General features: G+C 46.7%; 16 protein-coding genes. 3 read left to right on the top strand and 13 right to left on the bottom strand.

The window, feature by feature from the left end; translation table 11 throughout:
* Positions 1 to 121: 121 nt before the first annotated feature.
* The gene (locus tag F0261_RS10945) at positions 122 to 1,039 is read left to right on the top strand and encodes a LysR family transcriptional regulator (RefSeq protein ID WP_171337972.1); all 918 of its coding nucleotides are present in this window, start codon (positions 122 to 124) and stop codon (positions 1,037 to 1,039) included.
* A 21-nt stretch (positions 1,040 to 1,060) separates the two neighbouring features.
* On the opposite strand, the gene F0261_RS10940 is transcribed toward F0261_RS10945, so the two are convergent.
* A complete protein-coding gene (locus tag F0261_RS10940; protein ID WP_171337971.1) occupies positions 1,061 to 1,474 on the bottom strand; it encodes a MerR family transcriptional regulator in 414 nt (137 codons plus the stop codon).
* A 92-nt stretch (positions 1,475 to 1,566) separates the two neighbouring features.
* Between F0261_RS10940 and F0261_RS10935 the strand changes: the two genes are divergently transcribed.
* Entirely contained in the window at positions 1,567 to 2,808 is a 1,242-nt protein-coding gene (locus tag F0261_RS10935) for an NADH:flavin oxidoreductase/NADH oxidase family protein (protein ID WP_171337970.1), read from the top strand.
* 181 nt (positions 2,809 to 2,989) lie between these two features.
* Positions 2,990 to 3,862 (top strand): aspartoacylase, encoded by an 873-nt coding sequence (locus F0261_RS10930; protein ID WP_171337969.1) that lies wholly within the window; start codon positions 2,990 to 2,992, stop codon positions 3,860 to 3,862.
* A 63-nt stretch (positions 3,863 to 3,925) separates the two neighbouring features.
* Here F0261_RS10930 and mutT read toward each other — a convergent pair whose 3' ends face one another.
* From mutT to murD, 12 genes are all read right to left on the bottom strand, one after another.
* Entirely contained in the window at positions 3,926 to 4,309 is a 384-nt protein-coding gene (gene mutT, locus F0261_RS10925) for an 8-oxo-dGTP diphosphatase MutT (protein WP_171337968.1), read from the bottom strand.
* Positions 4,309 to 7,017 carry a preprotein translocase subunit SecA gene (gene secA, locus F0261_RS10920; protein WP_171337967.1) on the bottom strand — a complete coding sequence of 903 codons (2,709 nt, stop codon included), beginning with the start codon at positions 7,015 to 7,017 and terminating at the stop codon, positions 4,309 to 4,311. Before secA ends, mutT begins: the two co-directional genes overlap by 1 nt.
* Positions 7,018 to 7,198: 181 nt before the next feature.
* Positions 7,199 to 8,077 (bottom strand): M23 family metallopeptidase, encoded by an 879-nt coding sequence (locus F0261_RS10915; protein WP_014950422.1) that lies wholly within the window; start codon positions 8,075 to 8,077, stop codon positions 7,199 to 7,201.
* Between the two features lie 208 nt (positions 8,078 to 8,285).
* Entirely contained in the window at positions 8,286 to 9,197 is a 912-nt protein-coding gene (lpxC, locus tag F0261_RS10910; protein ID WP_014980041.1) for a UDP-3-O-acyl-N-acetylglucosamine deacetylase, read from the bottom strand.
* A gap of 214 nt (positions 9,198 to 9,411) precedes the next feature.
* A complete protein-coding gene (ftsZ, locus tag F0261_RS10905) occupies positions 9,412 to 10,578 on the bottom strand; it encodes a cell division protein FtsZ (protein WP_014980042.1) in 1,167 nt (388 codons plus the stop codon).
* Positions 10,579 to 10,686: 108 nt separating this feature from the next.
* Complete coding sequence (gene ftsA, locus F0261_RS10900) at positions 10,687 to 11,916, bottom strand: cell division protein FtsA (RefSeq protein WP_014980043.1); 1,230 nt, start codon at positions 11,914 to 11,916, stop codon at positions 10,687 to 10,689.
* A gap of 7 nt (positions 11,917 to 11,923) precedes the next feature.
* Complete coding sequence (locus F0261_RS10895) at positions 11,924 to 12,694, bottom strand: cell division protein FtsQ/DivIB (protein ID WP_014977223.1); 771 nt, start codon at positions 12,692 to 12,694, stop codon at positions 11,924 to 11,926.
* Between the two features lie 2 nt (positions 12,695 to 12,696).
* Positions 12,697 to 13,680 (bottom strand): D-alanine--D-alanine ligase, encoded by a 984-nt coding sequence (locus F0261_RS10890; protein ID WP_014950427.1) that lies wholly within the window; start codon positions 13,678 to 13,680, stop codon positions 12,697 to 12,699.
* A 1-nt stretch (position 13,681) separates the two neighbouring features.
* Positions 13,682 to 15,127, bottom strand: coding sequence for a UDP-N-acetylmuramate--L-alanine ligase (gene murC / locus F0261_RS10885; RefSeq protein ID WP_171337966.1), 1,446 nt, complete (start codon positions 15,125 to 15,127; stop codon positions 13,682 to 13,684).
* A complete protein-coding gene (gene murG, locus F0261_RS10880; RefSeq protein ID WP_171337965.1) occupies positions 15,127 to 16,245 on the bottom strand; it encodes an undecaprenyldiphospho-muramoylpentapeptide beta-N-acetylglucosaminyltransferase in 1,119 nt (372 codons plus the stop codon). The genes murC and murG overlap by 1 nt, the downstream gene beginning before the upstream one ends.
* Positions 16,238 to 17,662 (bottom strand): cell division protein FtsW, encoded by a 1,425-nt coding sequence (gene ftsW / locus F0261_RS10875; RefSeq protein ID WP_171337964.1) that lies wholly within the window; start codon positions 17,660 to 17,662, stop codon positions 16,238 to 16,240. The genes murG and ftsW overlap by 8 nt, the downstream gene beginning before the upstream one ends.
* On the bottom strand, positions 17,659 to 19,191 hold the full coding sequence (murD, locus tag F0261_RS10870) for a UDP-N-acetylmuramoyl-L-alanine--D-glutamate ligase (RefSeq protein WP_171337963.1): 1,533 nt from the start codon (positions 19,189 to 19,191) through the stop codon (positions 17,659 to 17,661). The genes ftsW and murD overlap by 4 nt, the downstream gene beginning before the upstream one ends.
* Between the last annotated feature and the right edge of the window lie 11 nt (positions 19,192 to 19,202).

The following is a 19,202-nucleotide window of genomic DNA, read 5'->3' as shown; positions in this document are numbered from 1 at the left end:
TTTGCTGCTTCGCTAAGTTCATATTCAGTGTATGTGTTGCAAATCTCTTTGTGCAGATGTAAAAATAGCCAATTAGTGTTGCATAATTAGCAACGCACGTAGTGGTGTTAGGAGCGCAAACATGAGCAGTCACAACCCGTTCGGTGATATTGCATTGTTTCTTCGGGTAGTAGAGCTAGGGTCCATTCGCGCCGCTGCTCGCGAGGCAGGGCTTGAGCCATCTAGCGTATCGCGTAAAGTAGCGGCACTGGAGCGCCGACTTAAAAGCCAGCTTTTAGATCGAACACAGGCTAAAAGCCATCCTACCGACGCAGGCGAGCGTTATTACCAGCAAATGCGGCTGCTACTTCCGCAAATCGAAGCCGTCGAGCTGGGGGTGTCGGGTGAAGCCGCAGTACCTAAGGGCTTACTGCGTATAAATGCACCTATCGACTTTGGGCAGCGGTATGTCACCCAGTGGCTATTAGAATTTCGCAAACGTTATCCCAAGGTTGATGTTCAGCTTACGCTGTCGAGCCAGTTTGTTGACCTCATCACAGAAGGCATTGATGTAGCAATTCGTGTGGGGCAATTAAAAGACTCTGCTTTAAAAGCGAGGAAGTTGGCAGATGTACCTCGCGTACTGGTAGCTTCCCCCGACTATCTTGCTTCTCGCGGCACACCCATGAGCCCCTCTGAGCTGACGCAACACGAGCATATCTTCTTTTCGCCAGCCAATCGCCAGCAGCCTTTACATTTAACAGGGCCAAATGGCAGCACTCATCAAATTGAACGTTACGGCGGCGTTACTATCAACGCTGTACATTCTGTGGTGCGCGCAGTTGAAGATGGTTTTGGAATTCATGCAGGGCCGCGCTGGGCCTTTTACGATGCGCTGCAACGTGGGACCGTGGTGGAGTTGCTCCCAAACTACCAGCAACTTGTCATGCCAATGCATGCGCTGTGGAGCCCGGCAGTTATGCAGCCTGCACGGGTGCGAGCATTTATCGATTTTATAAAAGACGCAGCACTTGATGTTAAAGGGCTGTCATTTCAGTGAGTCGCCACTTTAACTTAACGGTTACTTCGCTTTTATTGAAAGCTCTGATAGTAAGCCATCTAATTCGCAAGCACTCATACAGTGTCCTTGCTCCCACAGTTCGCCCAGGCGCTGCATTAAATGCTCCATCTGCGCTTTTTGGTGCGACAGTGTTTTTAGCAAATGATTAATTTCAGCAGCACGATCTCTTAAGTGAGACATAACTTGCTGATGATCTAACCCTTCGCCACTTGCAAACAACCCAGGCAAATCATCAAGTGAAAAGCCAAGGCTTGTTGCAAACTTTATCATCTTCAGGCGCTCTACCGATTGGGAATCGTATTTGCGATACCCTTTCGCCGTCCTATCAGCCGCCGGCATAAGCCCTTTTTGCTCGTAAAACCGGATGGTGCTTGTTGGAAGACCAACCGTCTCAGCAAGTTGACCAATACGCATAATCTGTTCTTTTCAAATTTAACCTTGACCTTAAAGTTAACTTAAAGCTTATAGTAATTACAACATTATTTAAGTCTTTCGGAGAGCACCCTATGGCATCTGTTGTTTTTACACCGTTTACGTTACCGAACGGTAACACTATAAAAAATCGTCTTGCCAAAGCAGCAATGGAAGAAAACATGGCTCAAACAAACCAACTACCAGGGCAAGCATTACGCACCCTCTACCGTACATGGGCTGAGGGTGGCGTTGGCTTAATTATCACTGGCAACGTGATGGTAGACCACATGGCCATGACAGGTCCTGGAGGCCTTGCTTTAGAATCATCTACGCCATTAGCGCCATTCGAAGAACTTGCCAATGAAGCGAAAAGAAACAACACTCGCTTATGGATGCAAATAAACCATCCAGGACGTCAGGTGTTCAGAAAAATGGGTGGTAAAGTACTTTCACCGTCTGATATACCGTTAGATATGGGAAAGCACTCTGGCTTATTCGGGCAACCGAAAGCGATGTCAGAAGATGAAATAAACGATGTGATAACGCGCTTCGTAACAACAGCGAGGCTAGCGCAAAAGGCAGGTTACCACGGTGTACAGATACATGCTGCTCATGGGTATTTATTGGCTCAGTTTTTATCACCTCTTACCAATAAACGAACAGACAAGTGGGGAGGTACGTTAGAAAACAGAGCACGCTTGCTTCTTGAAATTACTGAACAAATACAGCAACACTGCGGTAACGACTTTGACATTGCTGTAAAGCTTAATTCTGCTGACTTTCAACGAGGCGGATTCGATGTACAAGATGCCCTGCAGGTGGTCAGGTTACTCGAAACGTTACACGTTGACATGATTGAACTGTCCGGAGGGAGTTATGAGTCCCCTGCCATGCAAGGTCGAACCGCAGACAATAGAACGCTTTCTCGTGAAGCGTACTTTCTTGAATTTGCCGCGCAAATTGCAGATGCAACCACACTTCCAATAATGACAACAGGCGGCATAAGAAGACTACCCATTGCTGAGAATGTAATTAATAGTGGGGTTCAAATGGTTGGCATTGCTAGCGCATTGGCTATAACACCCGACCTTCCAAACCAATGGCAAAGAATACCTCTTTTAGAAGGTGTCATTCCCATTGTTAATTGGAAAGACAAAACGCTAGCGGGTTTAGCGACAATGGCACAGGTGAAACGCCAGCTACGCAGAATTGGTAAAGGAAAAAAACCTGTTTCAAGTGCCAGCCCGATACTTTCGCTGATAATAGATCAATTCAGGTCCGCAAAATTGACCAAGCGTTATCGCCAACAATATTCGAGCGAAGTTTCTGAATAATAGTGTGAAATACCCTTTAAAGCTATTTGCGCCAACCGCAGTCTAATGTAGTATTTCTTCATCAATCAATGACTGCAGCACATCAGCATAGCCTTCGCATGGTTTAGCAATGTGTCTGGTTAACGATTTCATTTTCAGTGCATATCAATATTGATGTGCACTCGCTTCGAAGGGAAACCCAATGTTTGAATCAATCGCGCTTTTTGGTGGTACTCACGGTAATGAAACCAGTGGCATTCAGCTAATCAGAAACTGGCAACAATATGGAATGCCTGCGCGATTTAACACTTTGAACATATCGTTAAATATTGCAAACGAAGCGGCGCTCGCTGCCAATGTTCGTTTTGTTGAAGAAGACTTAAACCGACAATTTACATTAGAACGCCTAGAAAGTTCAGCGGCTTCCAAAGAAGCCATACTCGCTAAATCAATAAACGATAAGTTCGGACCAAAAGGCAATTCACAGACAGATTTTGTCATTGATATTCACAACACTACTAGCGAGATGGGCGCTACCCTTATCATTCTTGAAGCCGATGAATTTCATATTCAATTAGCTCGATACGTTAAGCAGCAAATGCCAGAAGCGAATATTTTGGTAGAAGATGAAAAAGCTTTTCTAGAACATGGCTATCTTTGCACCACAGGTAAAAAAGGCGTAATGATAGAAGTGGGTGGCCAGCCACAAGGCGTGTTGCGAGAAGATGTTTATCTGTTAACCCAGACTATGGCTGAAGCCATTTTGGATTTCTGTATGGCCTATAACAATGGTCAAATCGACGCTGAAACATTGCCAAAGTGTGAAGCGTTTCGCTTAGGCGACAATGTGTCTTTTCCATTAAATGAAAATGGCCATCGAACCGCAATGATTCACCACGCACTTCAGGACAGCGACTTCAAACCGCTGTTACCAGGCATGCCTGTTTTTAGAACATTTGATGGTAAAGATATTTTGTGGGAAGGCGAAAGCGAAACCTACCCGCACTTTATTAATGAGGCGGCGTACTTCAAGCTAGATGTGGCGTTTGCAACGTCTGAGCGCATTGAACTATAGCGAGGCTCAAGACGCGGGAAAGCGTGAATTAAAAAAAATGGCCACATGTAATGTGGCCATTTTTTATTGCTGTAATGCTTTAATTATTGGGACATTTGCCTCTGGAAAATCTGACGCATTAAGTGCATCAACATTTACCCAGCGAGACTGTTGCCCCTCTTTGCCATGAGGTTCGCCAGTAAAATCGTTCACTCGATGAACGTCTAGCTTAACTTGCTTGTCGCCATAGTCGTGAGTAATGACTATAACGGGTTCGCTGTGGTTGGCGTTAATCCCCACCTCTTCAGCAAGCTCTCGCTTTAATGCTTGAAGAACAGTTTCACCGCTTTCCACCTTTCCACCTGGAAATTCCCACTTCCCGCCTTGATGAACGTCATCAGGGCGAAGGGTGATGAAAATTTCATTGCCGCGGGCGATAACACCCACAGCAACATGTACGACTTTCATTACTTAAGCTTACCGTGACACTGCTTATACTTTTTGCCCGAACCACAAGGACATGGGTCGTTACGGCCTACTTTAGCGCCTTCACGAACCTGAGGGCGTACTGCATCGCTTGCGGTTTCTGGCGCAGCATTCGCCTCTTCATGTTCAAAGTTTTTAGGCACGTCATCCGCTTGACGACGCTGCTCTTCTACTTTTTGAACATCTTCTTCGGCTTGTACTTTAACGCGTGCAAGAATAGTAATTACTTCAACCTTCAGCGCTTCAAGCATTTGCGAGAACAAGGCAAATGACTCACGCTTGTACTCTTGCTTAGGGTTTTTCTGAGCATAACCGCGTAAGTGAATACCTTGGCGTAGATGATCCATCGCTGCCAAATGCTCTTTCCAATGGCTGTCTAGGTTTTGAAGCATCACCGCCTTTTCGAACTGACGTAATACCTGCTCGCCAACGACTGCTTCTTTTTCTTTATAGGCAGAGATCACTTCATTTAAAATACGTTCACGAAGCTTTTCTTCATACAGCTTATCGTCGTTTTCAAGCCACGTTTTAATAGGCATGTCTACCGCGAAGTCTGCGCGCATACGCTCTTCTAGGCCACTTACGTCCCACATTTCTTCCAGAGACTGTGGCGGAATGTATTCGTCAACAACACTTGAAATAACGTCTTCACGAATAGCGGCGATAGTTTCGCTAATATCCCCTTCATCAAGAAGTTCGTTACGCTGTTCGTAAATAACTTTACGCTGATCGTTAGCCACGTCATCGTATTCAAGCAACTGCTTACGAATATCGAAGTTGCGACCTTCCACCTTGCGCTGCGCGTTTTCAATGGCACGTGTAACCCATGGATGCTCGATGGCTTCACCGCGTTCCATACCCAAACGCTTCATCATGTTGCCCATTTTTTCAGAAGCGAAAATGCGCATAAGTGCATCGTCTAACGACAGATAGAAACGGCTGGAACCCGGGTCACCTTGACGACCAGAACGGCCGCGAAGCTGGTTATCAATACGGCGAGATTCGTGACGCTCAGTACCAATGATATGTAAACCACCTGAGGCAAGCACAGCGTCATGGCTTTCTTTCCATTCAGCTTTGATCTTCTCGATTTGCGCTTCAGTTGGATTTTCAATCTTCTCTACTTCTGCCTGCCAGTTACCACCTAACACGATATCGGTACCACGACCTGCCATGTTAGTCGCAATCGTAACCGCGCCTGGCTTACCAGCCTGAGCGACGATATCTGCTTCGTGTTCGTGGAACTTAGCGTTAAGCACTTTATGAGGAATTTTCGACTTCTTAAGAATGCGAGAAATGAGTTCTGAATTCTCGATAGACACAGTACCCACAAGCGTAGGTTGACCGCGTTTAACGCACTCTTTAATGTCTTCAACAATGGCTTCGTATTTTTCTTCTGCCGTTAGGTAGATGAGGTCAGCCATATCTTTACGCTGCATGGGACGGTTTGTTGGGATAACTACCGTTTCTAAGCCGTAAATATGGTTAAATTCGAAGGCTTCTGTATCTGCTGTACCTGTCATACCCGCAAGCTTGTTATACAAGCGGAAATAATTCTGGAAGGTAATTGACGCAAGGGTTTGGTTTTCGTTTTGAATACGTACCCCTTCTTTCGCTTCTACAGCTTGGTGTAAACCTTCGGACCAGCGACGGCCTTCCATCGTACGACCCGTATGCTCGTCAACAATAACGATTTGGTCTTCTTTAACGATGTAGTCTACGTCTTTAGCAAATAACTTGTGTGCACGAAGCGCAGCGTTAATATGATGAAGCAGTGAAATATTACCTGCAGCAAACAGCGACTCGCCTTCAGGTAGCATGCCCTCTTGTTGAAGAATTTCCTCAACGTGAATTTGACCTCGCTCGGTAAGATGAATTTGTTTTGCCTTAAGGTCAATCGTGTAGTCACCATCGCCCTCTTGACCTTCTTCATCTTCTTTTTCTTGCTGAACAAGTTTAGGAATAATGGTGTTGATGCGGCGATACAGCTCTGAGCTATCTTCGGCCTGACCAGAAATAATAAGTGGTGTACGGGCTTCGTCGATAAGAATTGAGTCTACCTCATCCACTACCGCATAGTTAAGCGGGCGCTGTACGCGGTCTTGTGGGCTAAATGCCATATTGTCACGAAGGTAGTCAAAACCAAATTCGTTGTTCGTACCATAGGTTACGTCAGCTTGATAAGCTTCACGCTTTTGCTGCGGCGACATACCAGGCACGTTACAGCCCACACGCATACCTAGGTAAGTAAATAACTGGTTACTCCACTCAGCATCACGACGAGCAAGGTAATCGTTCACAGTAACAACGTGAACCCCTTTGCCAGACAAAGCATTAAGGTAAGTTGGCAAGGTAGCAGTAAGCGTCTTACCTTCACCCGTGCGCATTTCTGAAATTTTACCTTGGTGAAGTACTTGACCACCTAGCATCTGAACGTCGAAGTGACGCATGCCGTATACGCGTTTACTTGCTTCACGCACAGTAGCGAAGGCTTCTACAAGAATATCGTCAAGGGTTTCACCCTTTTCAATACGCGCTTTAAATTCGTCTGTCTTAGCCTTTAGCGCCTCATCGGAAAGCTTTTCAAATTCTGCTTCCAGTGCATTGATGGCATCTACGTTTTTGCGTAATTTTTTTAATAGTCGGTCGTTTCTACTACCGAATACTTTTCGAAGGATGCTTGAAAACATTAGCTTTATTATTCCACTACTTGTCGAGGCGCCGCACAATGTGCACAGCTAAATTAAACGTATAAAACACAACGGTAACCACGTTGTGTTTTGCGATGTTCTAAAATTATGCTTCTTCGTTTTTGATGACTTTTAATAAGTAAAGACACCGTCTACGAGAATTACCTGGCTGCTACCTACGCTACTTTTTGTAGACAAAAGGCAGAGGATCGACTTGTTTTCCGTTTCTTATTACTTCGTAGTGAACATGAACGCCAGTTGAGCGCCCAGTATTGCCCATTTTAGCGATAGGTTCCCCTTTGGTTACCACGTCGCCTATTGAGACAGTAAGGGTGTCGTTATGCCCATAGCGGGTAACAAAACCATCACCGTGATCAATTTCTACAAGTTGGCCATAGCCGTAGCGATCACCAGCCCAGGTCACAATACCTGCGGCAGTTGCCACTACGTTTTCCCCTGCCTTACCAGCGAAATCTAGCCCTTTGTGCATAGTTGGTTCGCCGGTAAACGGGTCGGCCCGCATACCATAATAAGAAGACAACCACCCTGACTCTATCGGACGACCAGATAATTGGCTCTGTTCGTGGATATGGTGACCCCTGACCAAACTTTCAAGCATAGACAACTGTTGAGACTTCAAATCGAGTGATTGCTCTAGTTTGGCTATTTCGTGAAGGATGGGATCGTCTTGAAGGTTATCCGGTATCGATACCGGTACGAAAGCGTCCAGGTCAGCCGCTGACATACCTAATTCTGTTGCGATTTGCTTACCTTTCTCGTCCAGCAATGTAGCCTGCGCAGATAACTCTGCGACGTGAGAAAGCAAAGCTTGTAATTTGACCGTTGTTTGCTGTTTTAACGCTTCAACGTCTTTTTGTCGTTCGTTGACTTCAGTCTGTGCCAAACGAACTCGTGCAATATCTTCTGATACCGATTCTGTTGAACGGCTCGACACTAGCATAAAAATAGACGAGAGCACGGTTGCGCTCACAAGCGTACGGACACTAATACTGTGCCTATAGCGTTTATTTTTACCAGCGAGTGTAATTGTTAGTTTCATACCACGAAGAAAATTGCTGTTTCACGCCACTCTTTTCATACCACTTCATACCACGATGAATGTGTTTTTAGCCAAAGGCGACAACCTTCGACCTATCGTTTTTATGTCACATGGGTGAAATTTATATTAATTATTCGGCTACTGTATCATTTATTTCAGTAATTGCCATACGAAAAAAAGCCGCCCGTAAGGCGGCTTTTTAAAATTCTTACGCTAATGCGGGCTGAGCATAACGAATTGGTGCTGTTTCCTGCGAGTCGTAGGTTACGAACTCCCAACACTCTTTTTGCGCAAGTACTGCATTTAATAGCTTGTTATTCAGACCATGGCCTGTTTTGTACGCACGCAATTCACCAATTAGACTATGGCCACCAAGGTATAAGTCACCGATAGCATCCAAAATCTTATGCTTTAAGAACTCATCGTCGTAGCGCAATCCTTCAGGGTTGAGTACGCGGAATTCGTCCAACGCCACTGCGTTTTCCATGCTGCCACCCAACGCTAGGTTGTTAGCATTCATGTACTCTAAGTCGCGCATAAAACCAAAAGTTCGTGCACGGCTAACTTCGCTTACATATGAGCATGAATCAAAATCCATCACCATATGCTGACGAGTCTGACTGATCACTGGGTGATCGAAGTCAATTTGGAAATCAACGCGGAAACCGTCATAAGGCACTAATTCGGCCCACTTATCGCCATCTTCTACACGAACTGGCTTTTTAATACGAATAAATTGCTTAGGCGCGTTTAGCTCTTCGATACCGGCAGATTGAAGCAAGAATACGAACGGGCTAGCACTTCCGTCCATAATTGGCAGCTCGTTACTGTCTACTTCAACAATAATATTGTCGATACCTAAACCTGCAAGCGCAGACGCTAAGTGTTCTACCGTTTGGATAGTCACACCGTCTTCGTTATTCAGGCACGTACACAGCATGGTATTACCTACCGCGTTCGCACGCGAAGGTATGTCAACATGTGGTTCAAGGTCAACACGCCTAAACACGATACCCGTGTTTGCTGGCGCAGGTCGGAGAGTCATTGTGACCTTTTCCCCTTTATGAAGCCCAATTCCGGTCTCTTGTACCGATTGCTTGATTGTACGTTGTCTAATCATCTGCTTAAGCTTTTACCTATTAAAAAAAGCGGGCGCGAATTATAGTGAGTTATTACTCACATGTCAAAAAACACCCGTTCTGACGGATTTAACTCTGTCAGATTACGTATTTAATCAACCTATCCACGCGAAATTTTTCACGTTGTATAAATACACCTTACTAGGTGAGACATCACAAACGCGAAATAATTCCCTTCCGTTTCAGGCAGCTAAATTAGTCTGCCTGCTTACGAAGAAATGCAGGAATATCTAAATATTCCAAATCATTTTCTGGCTGTGCACTGTCGTCGGCCTTCAGCGCCTGATTGCCCTCTGTACCGCCTACTGCAGAACGTGGTTCACTTGATTGCGTGTTACCGTATTCTTTTGCAGGCTGTGTTAGACGAGAGCCTTCAGAGCTTACTAGCGAAATGTCAGGCTTGCGCTCTGCGCCAATACCGGTTGCAACAACCGTTACGCGAAGCTCGTCTGTCATTTCCATATCGATCACTGTACCCACAACCACTGTGGCATTCTCTGAGGCAAACGCTTTAACGGCGTTACCAACAGTCTCAAACTCGTCGATGGCGAAATCTGGACCCGCAGTGATATTTACAAGAATACCGCGCGCGCCTGACAAGTCGATATCTTCAAGAAGCGGACTGGCAATCGCGGCTTCAGCAGCTTCTTCAGCACGGTCTGGACCGCTTGCAGCGCCACTACCCATCATCGCTTTACCCATCTCAGACATAACGGTACGTACGTCTGCGAAGTCAACGTTGATTAGACCAGGACGGGTAATCAGTTCAGCAATACCTTGAACTGCACCGCGTAATACGTCATTTGCAGCGCTAAACGCTTGAAGAAGCGGCGTGCCTGGACCCATTACTTTTAACAGCTTTTCATTAGGAATGGTAATTAGCGAGTCAACGTTGTTAGACAACTCAACAATGCCCTGTTCCGCAAACGAGGTGCGTTTTTTACCTTCAAATGGAAATGGCTTGGTAACTACCGCTACCGTAAGAATGCCCATTTCACGAGCAATTTTTGCCACTTCTGGCGCTGCGCCCGTTCCTGTACCACCGCCCATACCGGCAGTAATGAAAACCATGTCTGCACCGTCTAGCGCCTGACGAATGGTTTCTCTATCTTCTTGTGCTGCTTCTCGACCAATGTTCGGATCAGCACCCGCACCTAACCCTTTTGTTACACTTGAGCCAATTTGAAGTGTAACGTCTGCACTTGAGCTGCGAAGCACCTGTGCATCGGTGTTAACTGCAATAAATTCTACGCCTTCAATGCTTTGAGACACCATGTGCTCAACGGCATTGCCGCCGCCGCCACCGACACCGATGACTTTGATTACGGCTTCTTCGCCGTGACTATCCATTAATTCGAACATACTTACTCTCCGGTTGTACGTCTTTTAAACACTACGCCAGGTCATTCCCTTAGGCTAATTGCTTCCTGCTAGCCTTGATGCCGTAGCTATAGCGCCCCCAAAATAAAATTAAAATTCACCTTTAAACCAGCTTTGCACTCGATGAAATAAGCTTTCACCGGTCTTCTGCGTACTGGACTTCTTATTGTCAGATTGTACTTTGCCATATTGCAGCAGTCCTACGACTGTCGCAAATCCAGCGTCATCAACATATTCGGACAAGCCTTTTACGTTGATGGGTTTGCCCACGCGCACGGGCATCTGGAAAAGTTCTTCGGCAAATTCCACGGCACCTTCCATCTTAGCGGTACCGCCTGTAAGCACAAGGCCTGCAGCGATTTGCTCTTCCAGACCGCTGGCACGAATTTCATCATGTACCAGCTCAAAAAGCTCTTGATAGCGAGGTTCAATCACCTCAGCTAACGTATGACGAGACATCACTCTAGCTGGGCGTCCGCCCACGCTAGGCACTTCAATGCTGTCTTCCATACTCACCATATCCTTCAATGCACAGGCGTAATTCACCTTAATTTCTTCTGCATTGCTGATAGGCGTTCTAAATATTTTAGCAATGTCGCTGGTAATTTGATTACCCGCAACCGGTATTACCGCCGTGTGACGAATAGCGCCATCGGTGTAGATAACCATATCCATAGTACCACCACCGATATCAACCACACATACGCCAAGCTCGCGCTCGTCGTCAGTCAGTACCGCATAACTTGATGCCAACGCTGAAAAGATCAGCTGATCGGCATTAAGTTCACAACGCTCAACACATTTCACCATGTTTTTCGCCATATCGTCGGCACAGGTAATAATGTGAGCATCCGCTTCCATTCTTACTCCTGACATACCAATAGGGTTCTTAATCCCTTCCTGCACATCAATAGTAAATTCTTGTGGTAACACGTGTAGTAGACGACGTTCCGCTGCAATAGGCACACTGCGCGCTGCATGAATAACGTTATCTACGTCTTCTTGTGTTACTTCCTGATTGTTAATCGGTACCATGCCATTTTCATTTTGGCACTTAACGTGTCGTCCCGAGATAGACATAAAAACTGAAGACACACGGCAATCTGCCATTAACTCCATCTCGTTTACTGCACGCTGGACCGATTTCACCACCAGGTTCAAATCGTTAACGCCGCCCTTATCCATGCCTTTCGATGCATGGGTGCCCACGCCAACAATACTGATTTGATCATCTTCTAGTAATTCACCCACAACAGCTTTTACTTGGCTGGTGCCGATATCTAGTCCTACAATCAAATTGCGTTCAGCAGGTTTTGACATGGTTTCCTTAACTCTCTTCATCTGTGGCGCTGTCGTCTTTCCATCCGACTGCTACGCCCGTGTCATAGCGAAGGTCGACGTATTTCACCGCCTTCTCTTGTTGCGCCAGAAGTGGATAAACATCAATAAAGCGTTGTAGCCTATCGATAAACTCCTGGCGTCCTAAATTCAATTTAATGCCGTTTTTCAACTGCACTTGCCATGCAAATCGCTCGCTTAAGGACAGCTCGTCTAACGTCATATCCGTCGTCGCAATCAACGCGTGCATGGCGTTGTAGCCTTCAAGGGCGGTTTTTTCGCTGCCACCCGGGCCGTAAAGACGCGGTAAGTCTAACTTCACGCCTTCGTCGTTAAACGTATCGCCATAAGGGTTTAACAACAAATCTTCATTCCATTGCGCAACTGGCTGCTGCTCAACCAAATAAATTTTTAACGTATTTGGCCACTTCTTTCTTACTGACGCGCGATAAACCCAAGGCTGCGCTTCAACAAGCTCAAATACTTCGTTGACGTCAAGCGCGAAAAAGCTTCCAGGCTGCGCCTTACGTATTAACCGCTCTAGCTTGGTAATATCGATGTGCTGATAATCACCAGAAAAATCGATAACCTGTACCGGCATTTGCTGTTCGTCTTGCAAATACTGGTTTGCTTTAAGCCCACCAAACACTAATCCTGCAATAACAAACAGTAAGAAAGCGACGCCGCCCCACACTGCCGTTTTACTTTTGCCGCTCTTTGCAGAAGCGGGCTTACCTTGATTAGTGTTGGTATCAGCCACGTTTACGCCTTGTTTGCAACGTCATCAAAACTGGTAGAAAGAATACTTAATACCAGTTCATCAAAAGTTAATCCTGCAACTTTGGCTGCCTTAGGCACCAAACTTTTTTCTGTCATGCCAGGCACTGTGTTCGCCTCTAGCAAATAAAACTGCCTTTGGTTGTCCTGCATAACGTCAATTCTACCCCAGCCGCTGCCAGAAATAGCATCAAAAGCACGGGATGCTAGTTTTGCTAGCTGTGCTTCTTGCTCTTCAGACAAGCCGCTTGGGCAATAATATTCTGTTGTATTATCCTGATATTTCGCAGCATAATCATAGAATGTATGTGGAGTGGACATGCGAATAGACGGCAACGCCTGTCCCTGCAATACAGAAACAGTGAATTCGGGGCCATCTATATACTGCTCTAACAGGACTTGATTATCATATTTAAAGGCGTCCTGAATGGCAGTTTCGAGCTGTTTAGCGCTTGTCACTCTCGCCATGCCAATACTCGACCCTTCTCTGGCCGGTTTTACCATGACTTCATTCCCCAATTTATCCATTATAGCGCTGCACTTACCAGCTTCAAAGTGCCTTTTATCAGCAATTTCATATTTTGCAGTGGGTAAGCCTAAACTTTGCCACACTTGCTTAGTATGAATTTTGTCCATTGCCAGCGCAGAACCTAAAACTCGGCTTCCCGTGTAGGGGATTTTTAGGAACTGAAGGGCTCCTTGCATAGAGCCATCTTCACCACCGCGACCGTGCAGCATAATGAGCGCTCTATCGACGTTAAGGTCGATAAGGTCGGTCAGAGGTCGCTCTGCTGGGTCAAACGCAAACGCATCTACGCCTTGTCGTAACAATGCATTTAACACCGCATTGCCCGAATTAAGCGATACTTCCCGTTCAGCAGAGTCACCGCCGAGCAGCACAGCTACTTTGCCATACTCGTTCGGCGAGTGGGTTTTCTGTGAGTGAATACTTACTGAAGGTGTAAACATCTTATTTCCCTTCCTTTGCAAGTGTGATCGGCTCTAGCGCGTGACGAGCTAAGAGCTTAGCAATTTGTCCGATGTTGCCCGCCCCTTGGGTCATAACGATGTCGCCATCTTGCATGATATTCGCCAAAATAGCTGGTAAGGCGTCTTTGTCACCTACGTACACAGGCTCTATTTGACCGCGCTGACGAATGGAACGGCATAGCGCTTTACTGTCAGCACCTTCAATAGGTTGTTCACTGGCAGCATATACATCCAGAAGCAACAGTGCATCAACGCTCGACAGTACCTCAACAAAGTCTTCGTAAAGGTCGCGGGTGCGCGTAAAGCGATGTGGCTGGTAAACCATAACCAAGCGCTTATCAGGCCAGTTTGCACGAGCCGCAGCGATAGTCGCCCTTACTTCGGTTGGGTGGTGACCATAGTCATCGACTAAACACACCTCTCCCTTACTGGTAGTAAACGTACCTAGCTGCTCGAAACGACGACCTATGCCGCCAAAACTAGCTAGTGCGCGAATGATAGCGTCGTCATCTACACCTTCATCCGTTGCTACAGCGATAGCGGCAAGGGCATTAAGCACGTTGTGGTTACCGGTGAGGTTCAGCGTTATATCTAACGGTTCGCGTTCTGGGCGAATAACCGTAAAATTCGCTTTACCGAATGACAGTGAAACATTTTCTGCGCGATAGTCATTGTGAGATTCAAAACCGTAGGTCAGAATACTTCGGCCTATACGAGGGCGAATCTCTTGAATATTTGCATCGTCACCGCACACGATGGCCTGCCCGTAAAAGGGAAGGTTCGACAAGAAATCAACAAAGGTATCTTTCACCTTTGAGAAATCGCCACCATAAGTATCCATATGGTCGGCTTCAATATTGGTCACCACGGAAACCATCGGCTGCAAATGAAGGAAGGACGCATCGCTCTCGTCAGCCTCTGCGATTAGATAACGGCTTTTGCCTAGTCGCGCATTCGTACCAGCGCTGTTAAGCAAACCACCGATAACAAACGTAGGATCATACTCCGCTTCTGCGAAAATCGTTGAAATCAAACTGGTTGTAGTCGTTTTGCCGTGGGTACCCGCCACCGCAATACCGTGGCGGAATCGCATCAATTCTGCCAGCATTTCTGCACGGCGAATAATCGGAATGCGCTTTTCACGAGCCACGATAATCTCTGGGTTTTGCTCGTTGATGGCGCTAGACACCACAATAACGTCCATGCCTTCAACATTTTCCGCACGGTGGCCTATTTTCACATCAGCACCTAATTCGCTTAGCCGCTGTGTCATTGGCCCTTCTTGAATGTCAGAGCCAGCAATGGCATAACCTTCGTTTAATAATACTTCGGCAATACCACCCATACCGGCACCGCCGATACCAATAAAGAATATATTTTTAACCCTGCGCATTTGCGGGCTTTCAAATGGGGTTTTAAAAACCATTAGTCCCCTACTCCTACCACGCTTTTAACGTGGCTTACTACATTTTCCGTGGCATGAGTGCTTGCACATGTTTTCGCTACCGCACCCATTCTTAAGCAGTCTTCAGGGTGTTTTAACCACTGACGCACCGCCTGCCCCAAATTTTCTTTCAATACAGATTGAGCAATCATTAGTGCCGCATTTTGCTTAACTAACGATTGCGCATTTTTTGTTTGGTGATCGTCTACCGCAAAAGGTAGCGGTACGAAAATCGCCGCGCGTCCGGCAGCCGCAACTTCACTTACCGTAAGCGCTCCGGCTCTGCAGACAATAAAATTTGCCCATTCGTACGCTGCCGCCATATCATCGATAAAGTCGCTGACATCGATTTTCGACATATCTGCGCCCACCGACGAGTAGGCTTTAATGACACCTTCACTGTTGCCTTTACCGCACTGGTGTTTTATTGATAAACCTTCTAGCACCCCGCAAGTCTCCGGCACGGTTTCATTGAGAATTTGTGCGCCTAAACTGCCGCCTACAACAAGTAAATTAAGGCCTTGTTTATGCTCTGTGGTGTTTTCACGAGCGTCTGCGTCAATGTCTACAGATTTGGGCTTCACCTGCCAAATTTCATCACGAACAGGATTGCCCACAGTATGCACCTTAGTAGCGCCACCTGAAAATTGTTCTTTGGCATCGTCAAAGCCCAGAAGCACGCGACTTGCGAATTTACTAAGAAGCTTATTGGTCATGCCTGCCGCTGCATTTTGTTCATGCACAATAACGGGAATACCTAAGCTTTTTGCAGCAACCCCACCAGGGCCGCTAGCGTAACCGCCAAACCCAACAACGATATCAGGTTGAAGGCGCTTTATAATTCGCCTTGCAGAAAATAAGCTTTTAACTAACGCAACAGCACCTTGAAGACGTGCCGTAACACCTTTGCCACGAAGCCCTTTTACCGGAATAAAGTGAATAGGTATGTCGTGCTTAGGCACAACTTGCGCTTCCATCCGCTCGGCGGTGCCTAGCCAATGAATGTCCCAACCTTCCTTTCGAAGCGCGTTTGCCACTGCAAGGCCTGGGAAAACATGCCCGCCTGTACCGCCAGCCATAATTAAGCAACGCTTAGCCATTATCAGCCTCCTGCGCTACCCGCGCGAGTATAGCTTTAATGCCAGCTTTTCCTTCGTCTTCTGCACTTGATGTTTTGGCGCTAGGTTTAGCTTCAACCGTCGCTGTAGAAAAATCCGCTTCATCGGCCCCGCTCTCTACACTTGCCTCACCTTCAGCTTGTGACGCTTTAGTTTGCGACTCGCTTGTAGGAATAGGCTTTTTACGGCGGGCCTTGCTCTTACCGGATTTGCTGTCGCACCGGCCAATCGCCTGTACGCCATCAACCCGTAATTCAAAATCGATACGAAGTAATATGGCTACTGCTACTGACATGATGATAAGTGACGAGCCGCCGTAGCTAACTAACGGCAGTGTTAACCCTTTGGTTGGCAGGATACCCGCGCTTGCACCAATATTTACCGCCGTCTGGAAACTGAACCAGATGCCTATGCTGTAAGCCATGTAACCATCAAACGCTCGCCCTTTTTCAAGTGCCTTATTTCCAATGCTCAGCGCACGCAACACCATCCACAAAATTAGGCCGAGTACGGCAAGCACACCAACAAAGCCTAACTCTTCCGCTAAGATGGCCATAACAAAGTCAGTGTGTGCTTCGGGTAAGAATTCCAGTTTTTGCAAACTATTGCCTAGGCCTTGCCCAAACCAGTTACCGCGGCCATAGGCCATTAAAGACTGGGTTAGCTGATAACCAGCGCCAAACGGATCAGCCCAAGGGTCTAAAAAGGAGGTAACCCGTTTCATTCGGTATTCTTCAAACACGATAAGCGCTACAACCGCCAATATGCCTGCAAACACCAGTGCGAAGAACTGCCAAAGTCGTGCACCCGCTAAAAACAGCAAGCCAATCGTGGTTGCAAACATCACAACGACGGTACCTAAGTCTGGCTGTAGCAGTAATAGCATCGCTAACGCAAAGAACACGACAAGGGGTTTAATAAATCCTTTTAGATTTTCGGTCACTTCTTCGTAGCGGCGAACCAGATAACCCGCCAAATAGGCAAAGAAAAAGAGCTTAGCAGGCTCGGCAGCTTGAATGGTTATAGGCCCAATCGCCAACCAACGGGTACTCCCGTTCACCGTTCGACCGACAAGCAATACTGCTACGAGCAGCGCAATCGCCGCGAGTAACAGGTACGGGTTAGTGGTACGCCAAAACTGCATCGGCAGTTGAAGGGTTATCATTGCAGCCGTCAAGGCACACGCAATATAAATACCGTGGCGAATAGCAAAATAGAAGGGGTTGTCGTGCAGCCTATCGGCCACCGGCATCGACGCCGAGGTGACGATAATAATGCCAATACTCATTAGCGCGAGCGCAATTAAGATAAGCGTCACGTCATAGGGGTGCGTTGCCGAAGGTTGTCCGTCGTGCTTCGCGGCAAATAACGCGCTAAGTTTGGTAGAGGCAGCAATCATGATGTGGCCTCCACAGCATCGTCGCTCTTACTGTGTAGATTAAGTAGGTCGTGTACATCTTGTTTAAACACGTCACCGCGATGCATATAGTTCTTAAACATATCTAAACTTGCACACGCAGGCGAAAGCAGCACAACATCACCAGGGGCAGCAAGTCTTGTTGCTGCTTTTACGGCGTCTTTCATCGTTGCCACACGAGTTGTATGCGCAAAACTCTTTTCAAACAGGTGTGCATCTTTGCCCAAAGCAAACACGTGCGATACATATTTAGTTAGATAAGGCGAGAGGCTGGCTATATCAGCGCCTTTAGCGTCACCACCTGCAATAAGAATGAGCTTCCCTTGTATAGTCGGGGCTAACCCTTCAAGGGCAGCTACCGTGGCGCCAATGTTGGTTGCTTTAGAATCGTCGATATAGCGGATGTCGTTTACACGGGCTATTTCCACACAACGATGTGGTGCAGCTTTAAAACTGTGTAGATGTTTAACAGCGAGCGCTGGCGAAACACCTAGCTGAAGGCAGATACCCAATGCAGCCATGATGTTTAGTACGTTGTGCATGCCCGCCAAATGAATATCGCTAAGGGCAATAAGCTTTTCGTCTTTAAACGTTATATATAGACTTTGTTCATTGTCACGAGCACTATCGTCACCGTCAAAAGACGCAATCGCAAACCCTGTGGTCGACTCTCCCAGTCCATATTCAACGATATTTTTTGACGCTAGCGACTCTTCATTAGACGCGGCATTAGATTCGCCATCAGATACTGCATTTGATGCAGCAATCCCCTTAGCATCGGTAATAAGCTGCTCGTAAGGTGCTACAAACTCACCGTCTCGCCACACAACCGCAGATTTCGCGTTATCAAAAATGCGATGCTTGGCATCGATATAGGCTTCAAGGGTACCGTGACGGTCTAGGTGATCATCGGAAATATTAAGGACAGTAGCAGCTTCGAGCACCAAGCTAGACGTTGTTTCAAGTTGAAAACTTGATAACTCCATCACCACTACATCTGCATCACTTTGAAGCGCTTCAAGCACAGGGCGACCTACGTTACCCGCTTCAATACTTTTTACGCCGCACTTTTTGAGCAGATGGTTCACTAATAAAGTAACCGTGGTTTTACCGTTAGAGCCGGTGATACCTACTACGCGCTTAGCTGGCGTAGCATCACTCGTGGAGGCATTTAAACGGGCAAACAATTCCACGTCGCCGATCACCTCAACACCACACTTTTGCGCTAAAGCCACTTGTTCAATATCAAGAGCAAGCCCCGGGCTTAACACCAAGGTGTCTACACCATCAAAGTAATCCTCGCTTAGAGCAGTGCAAGTGACCTTCTCTGCCATAAACGCGTGCATGTCAGTATCAATATCAGAATCAGGGTCGGTAACTAGAGTAAAATTAGCACGGGTATCAAATGCTTTAACCGTTGCCTGCTTTTGCAACAAAAAGCGCACGCAAGCCTGACCTGTAACACCTAGGCCACCGACTACATAACTATGCTCACGTACGTTATACGACATTACGATTTATC

The sequence above is a fragment of the Alteromonas sp. 07-89-2 genome, from assembly GCF_013113925.1.
Lineage (GTDB): Bacteria > Pseudomonadota > Gammaproteobacteria > Enterobacterales > Alteromonadaceae > Alteromonas > Alteromonas macleodii.
Note: the sequence above shows the minus strand (reverse complement) of the source record. Positions and strands in the feature narration are given on the sequence as shown.

Coding starts and splice junctions, on each gene's coding strand:
- lpxC (WP_014980041.1), bottom strand. CDS start 9,197: ATGATTAGACAACGTACAATCAAGCAATCGGTACAAGAGACCGGAATT.
- ftsZ (WP_014980042.1), bottom strand. CDS start 10,578: ATGTTCGAATTAATGGATAGTCACGGCGAAGAAGCCGTAATCAAAGTC.
- ftsW (WP_171337964.1), bottom strand. CDS start 17,662: ATGATTGCTGCCTCTACCAAACTTAGCGCGTTATTTGCCGCGAAGCAC.
- F0261_RS10915 (WP_014950422.1), bottom strand. CDS start 8,077: ATGAAACTAACAATTACACTCGCTGGTAAAAATAAACGCTATAGGCAC.
- ftsA (WP_014980043.1), bottom strand. CDS start 11,916: ATGTCAAAACCTGCTGAACGCAATTTGATTGTAGGACTAGATATCGGC.
- secA (WP_171337967.1), bottom strand. CDS start 7,017: ATGTTTTCAAGCATCCTTCGAAAAGTATTCGGTAGTAGAAACGACCGA.
- F0261_RS10935 (WP_171337970.1), top strand. CDS start 1,567: ATGGCATCTGTTGTTTTTACACCGTTTACGTTACCGAACGGTAACACT.
- F0261_RS10940 (WP_171337971.1), bottom strand. CDS start 1,474: ATGCGTATTGGTCAACTTGCTGAGACGGTTGGTCTTCCAACAAGCACC.
- mutT (WP_171337968.1), bottom strand. CDS start 4,309: ATGAAAGTCGTACATGTTGCTGTGGGTGTTATCGCCCGCGGCAATGAA.
- murC (WP_171337966.1), bottom strand. CDS start 15,127: ATGGTTTTTAAAACCCCATTTGAAAGCCCGCAAATGCGCAGGGTTAAA.
- F0261_RS10930 (WP_171337969.1), top strand. CDS start 2,990: ATGTTTGAATCAATCGCGCTTTTTGGTGGTACTCACGGTAATGAAACC.
- murG (WP_171337965.1), bottom strand. CDS start 16,245: ATGGCTAAGCGTTGCTTAATTATGGCTGGCGGTACAGGCGGGCATGTT.
- F0261_RS10945 (WP_171337972.1), top strand. CDS start 122: ATGAGCAGTCACAACCCGTTCGGTGATATTGCATTGTTTCTTCGGGTA.
- murD (WP_171337963.1), bottom strand. CDS start 19,191: ATGTCGTATAACGTACGTGAGCATAGTTATGTAGTCGGTGGCCTAGGT.
- F0261_RS10890 (WP_014950427.1), bottom strand. CDS start 13,680: ATGTTTACACCTTCAGTAAGTATTCACTCACAGAAAACCCACTCGCCG.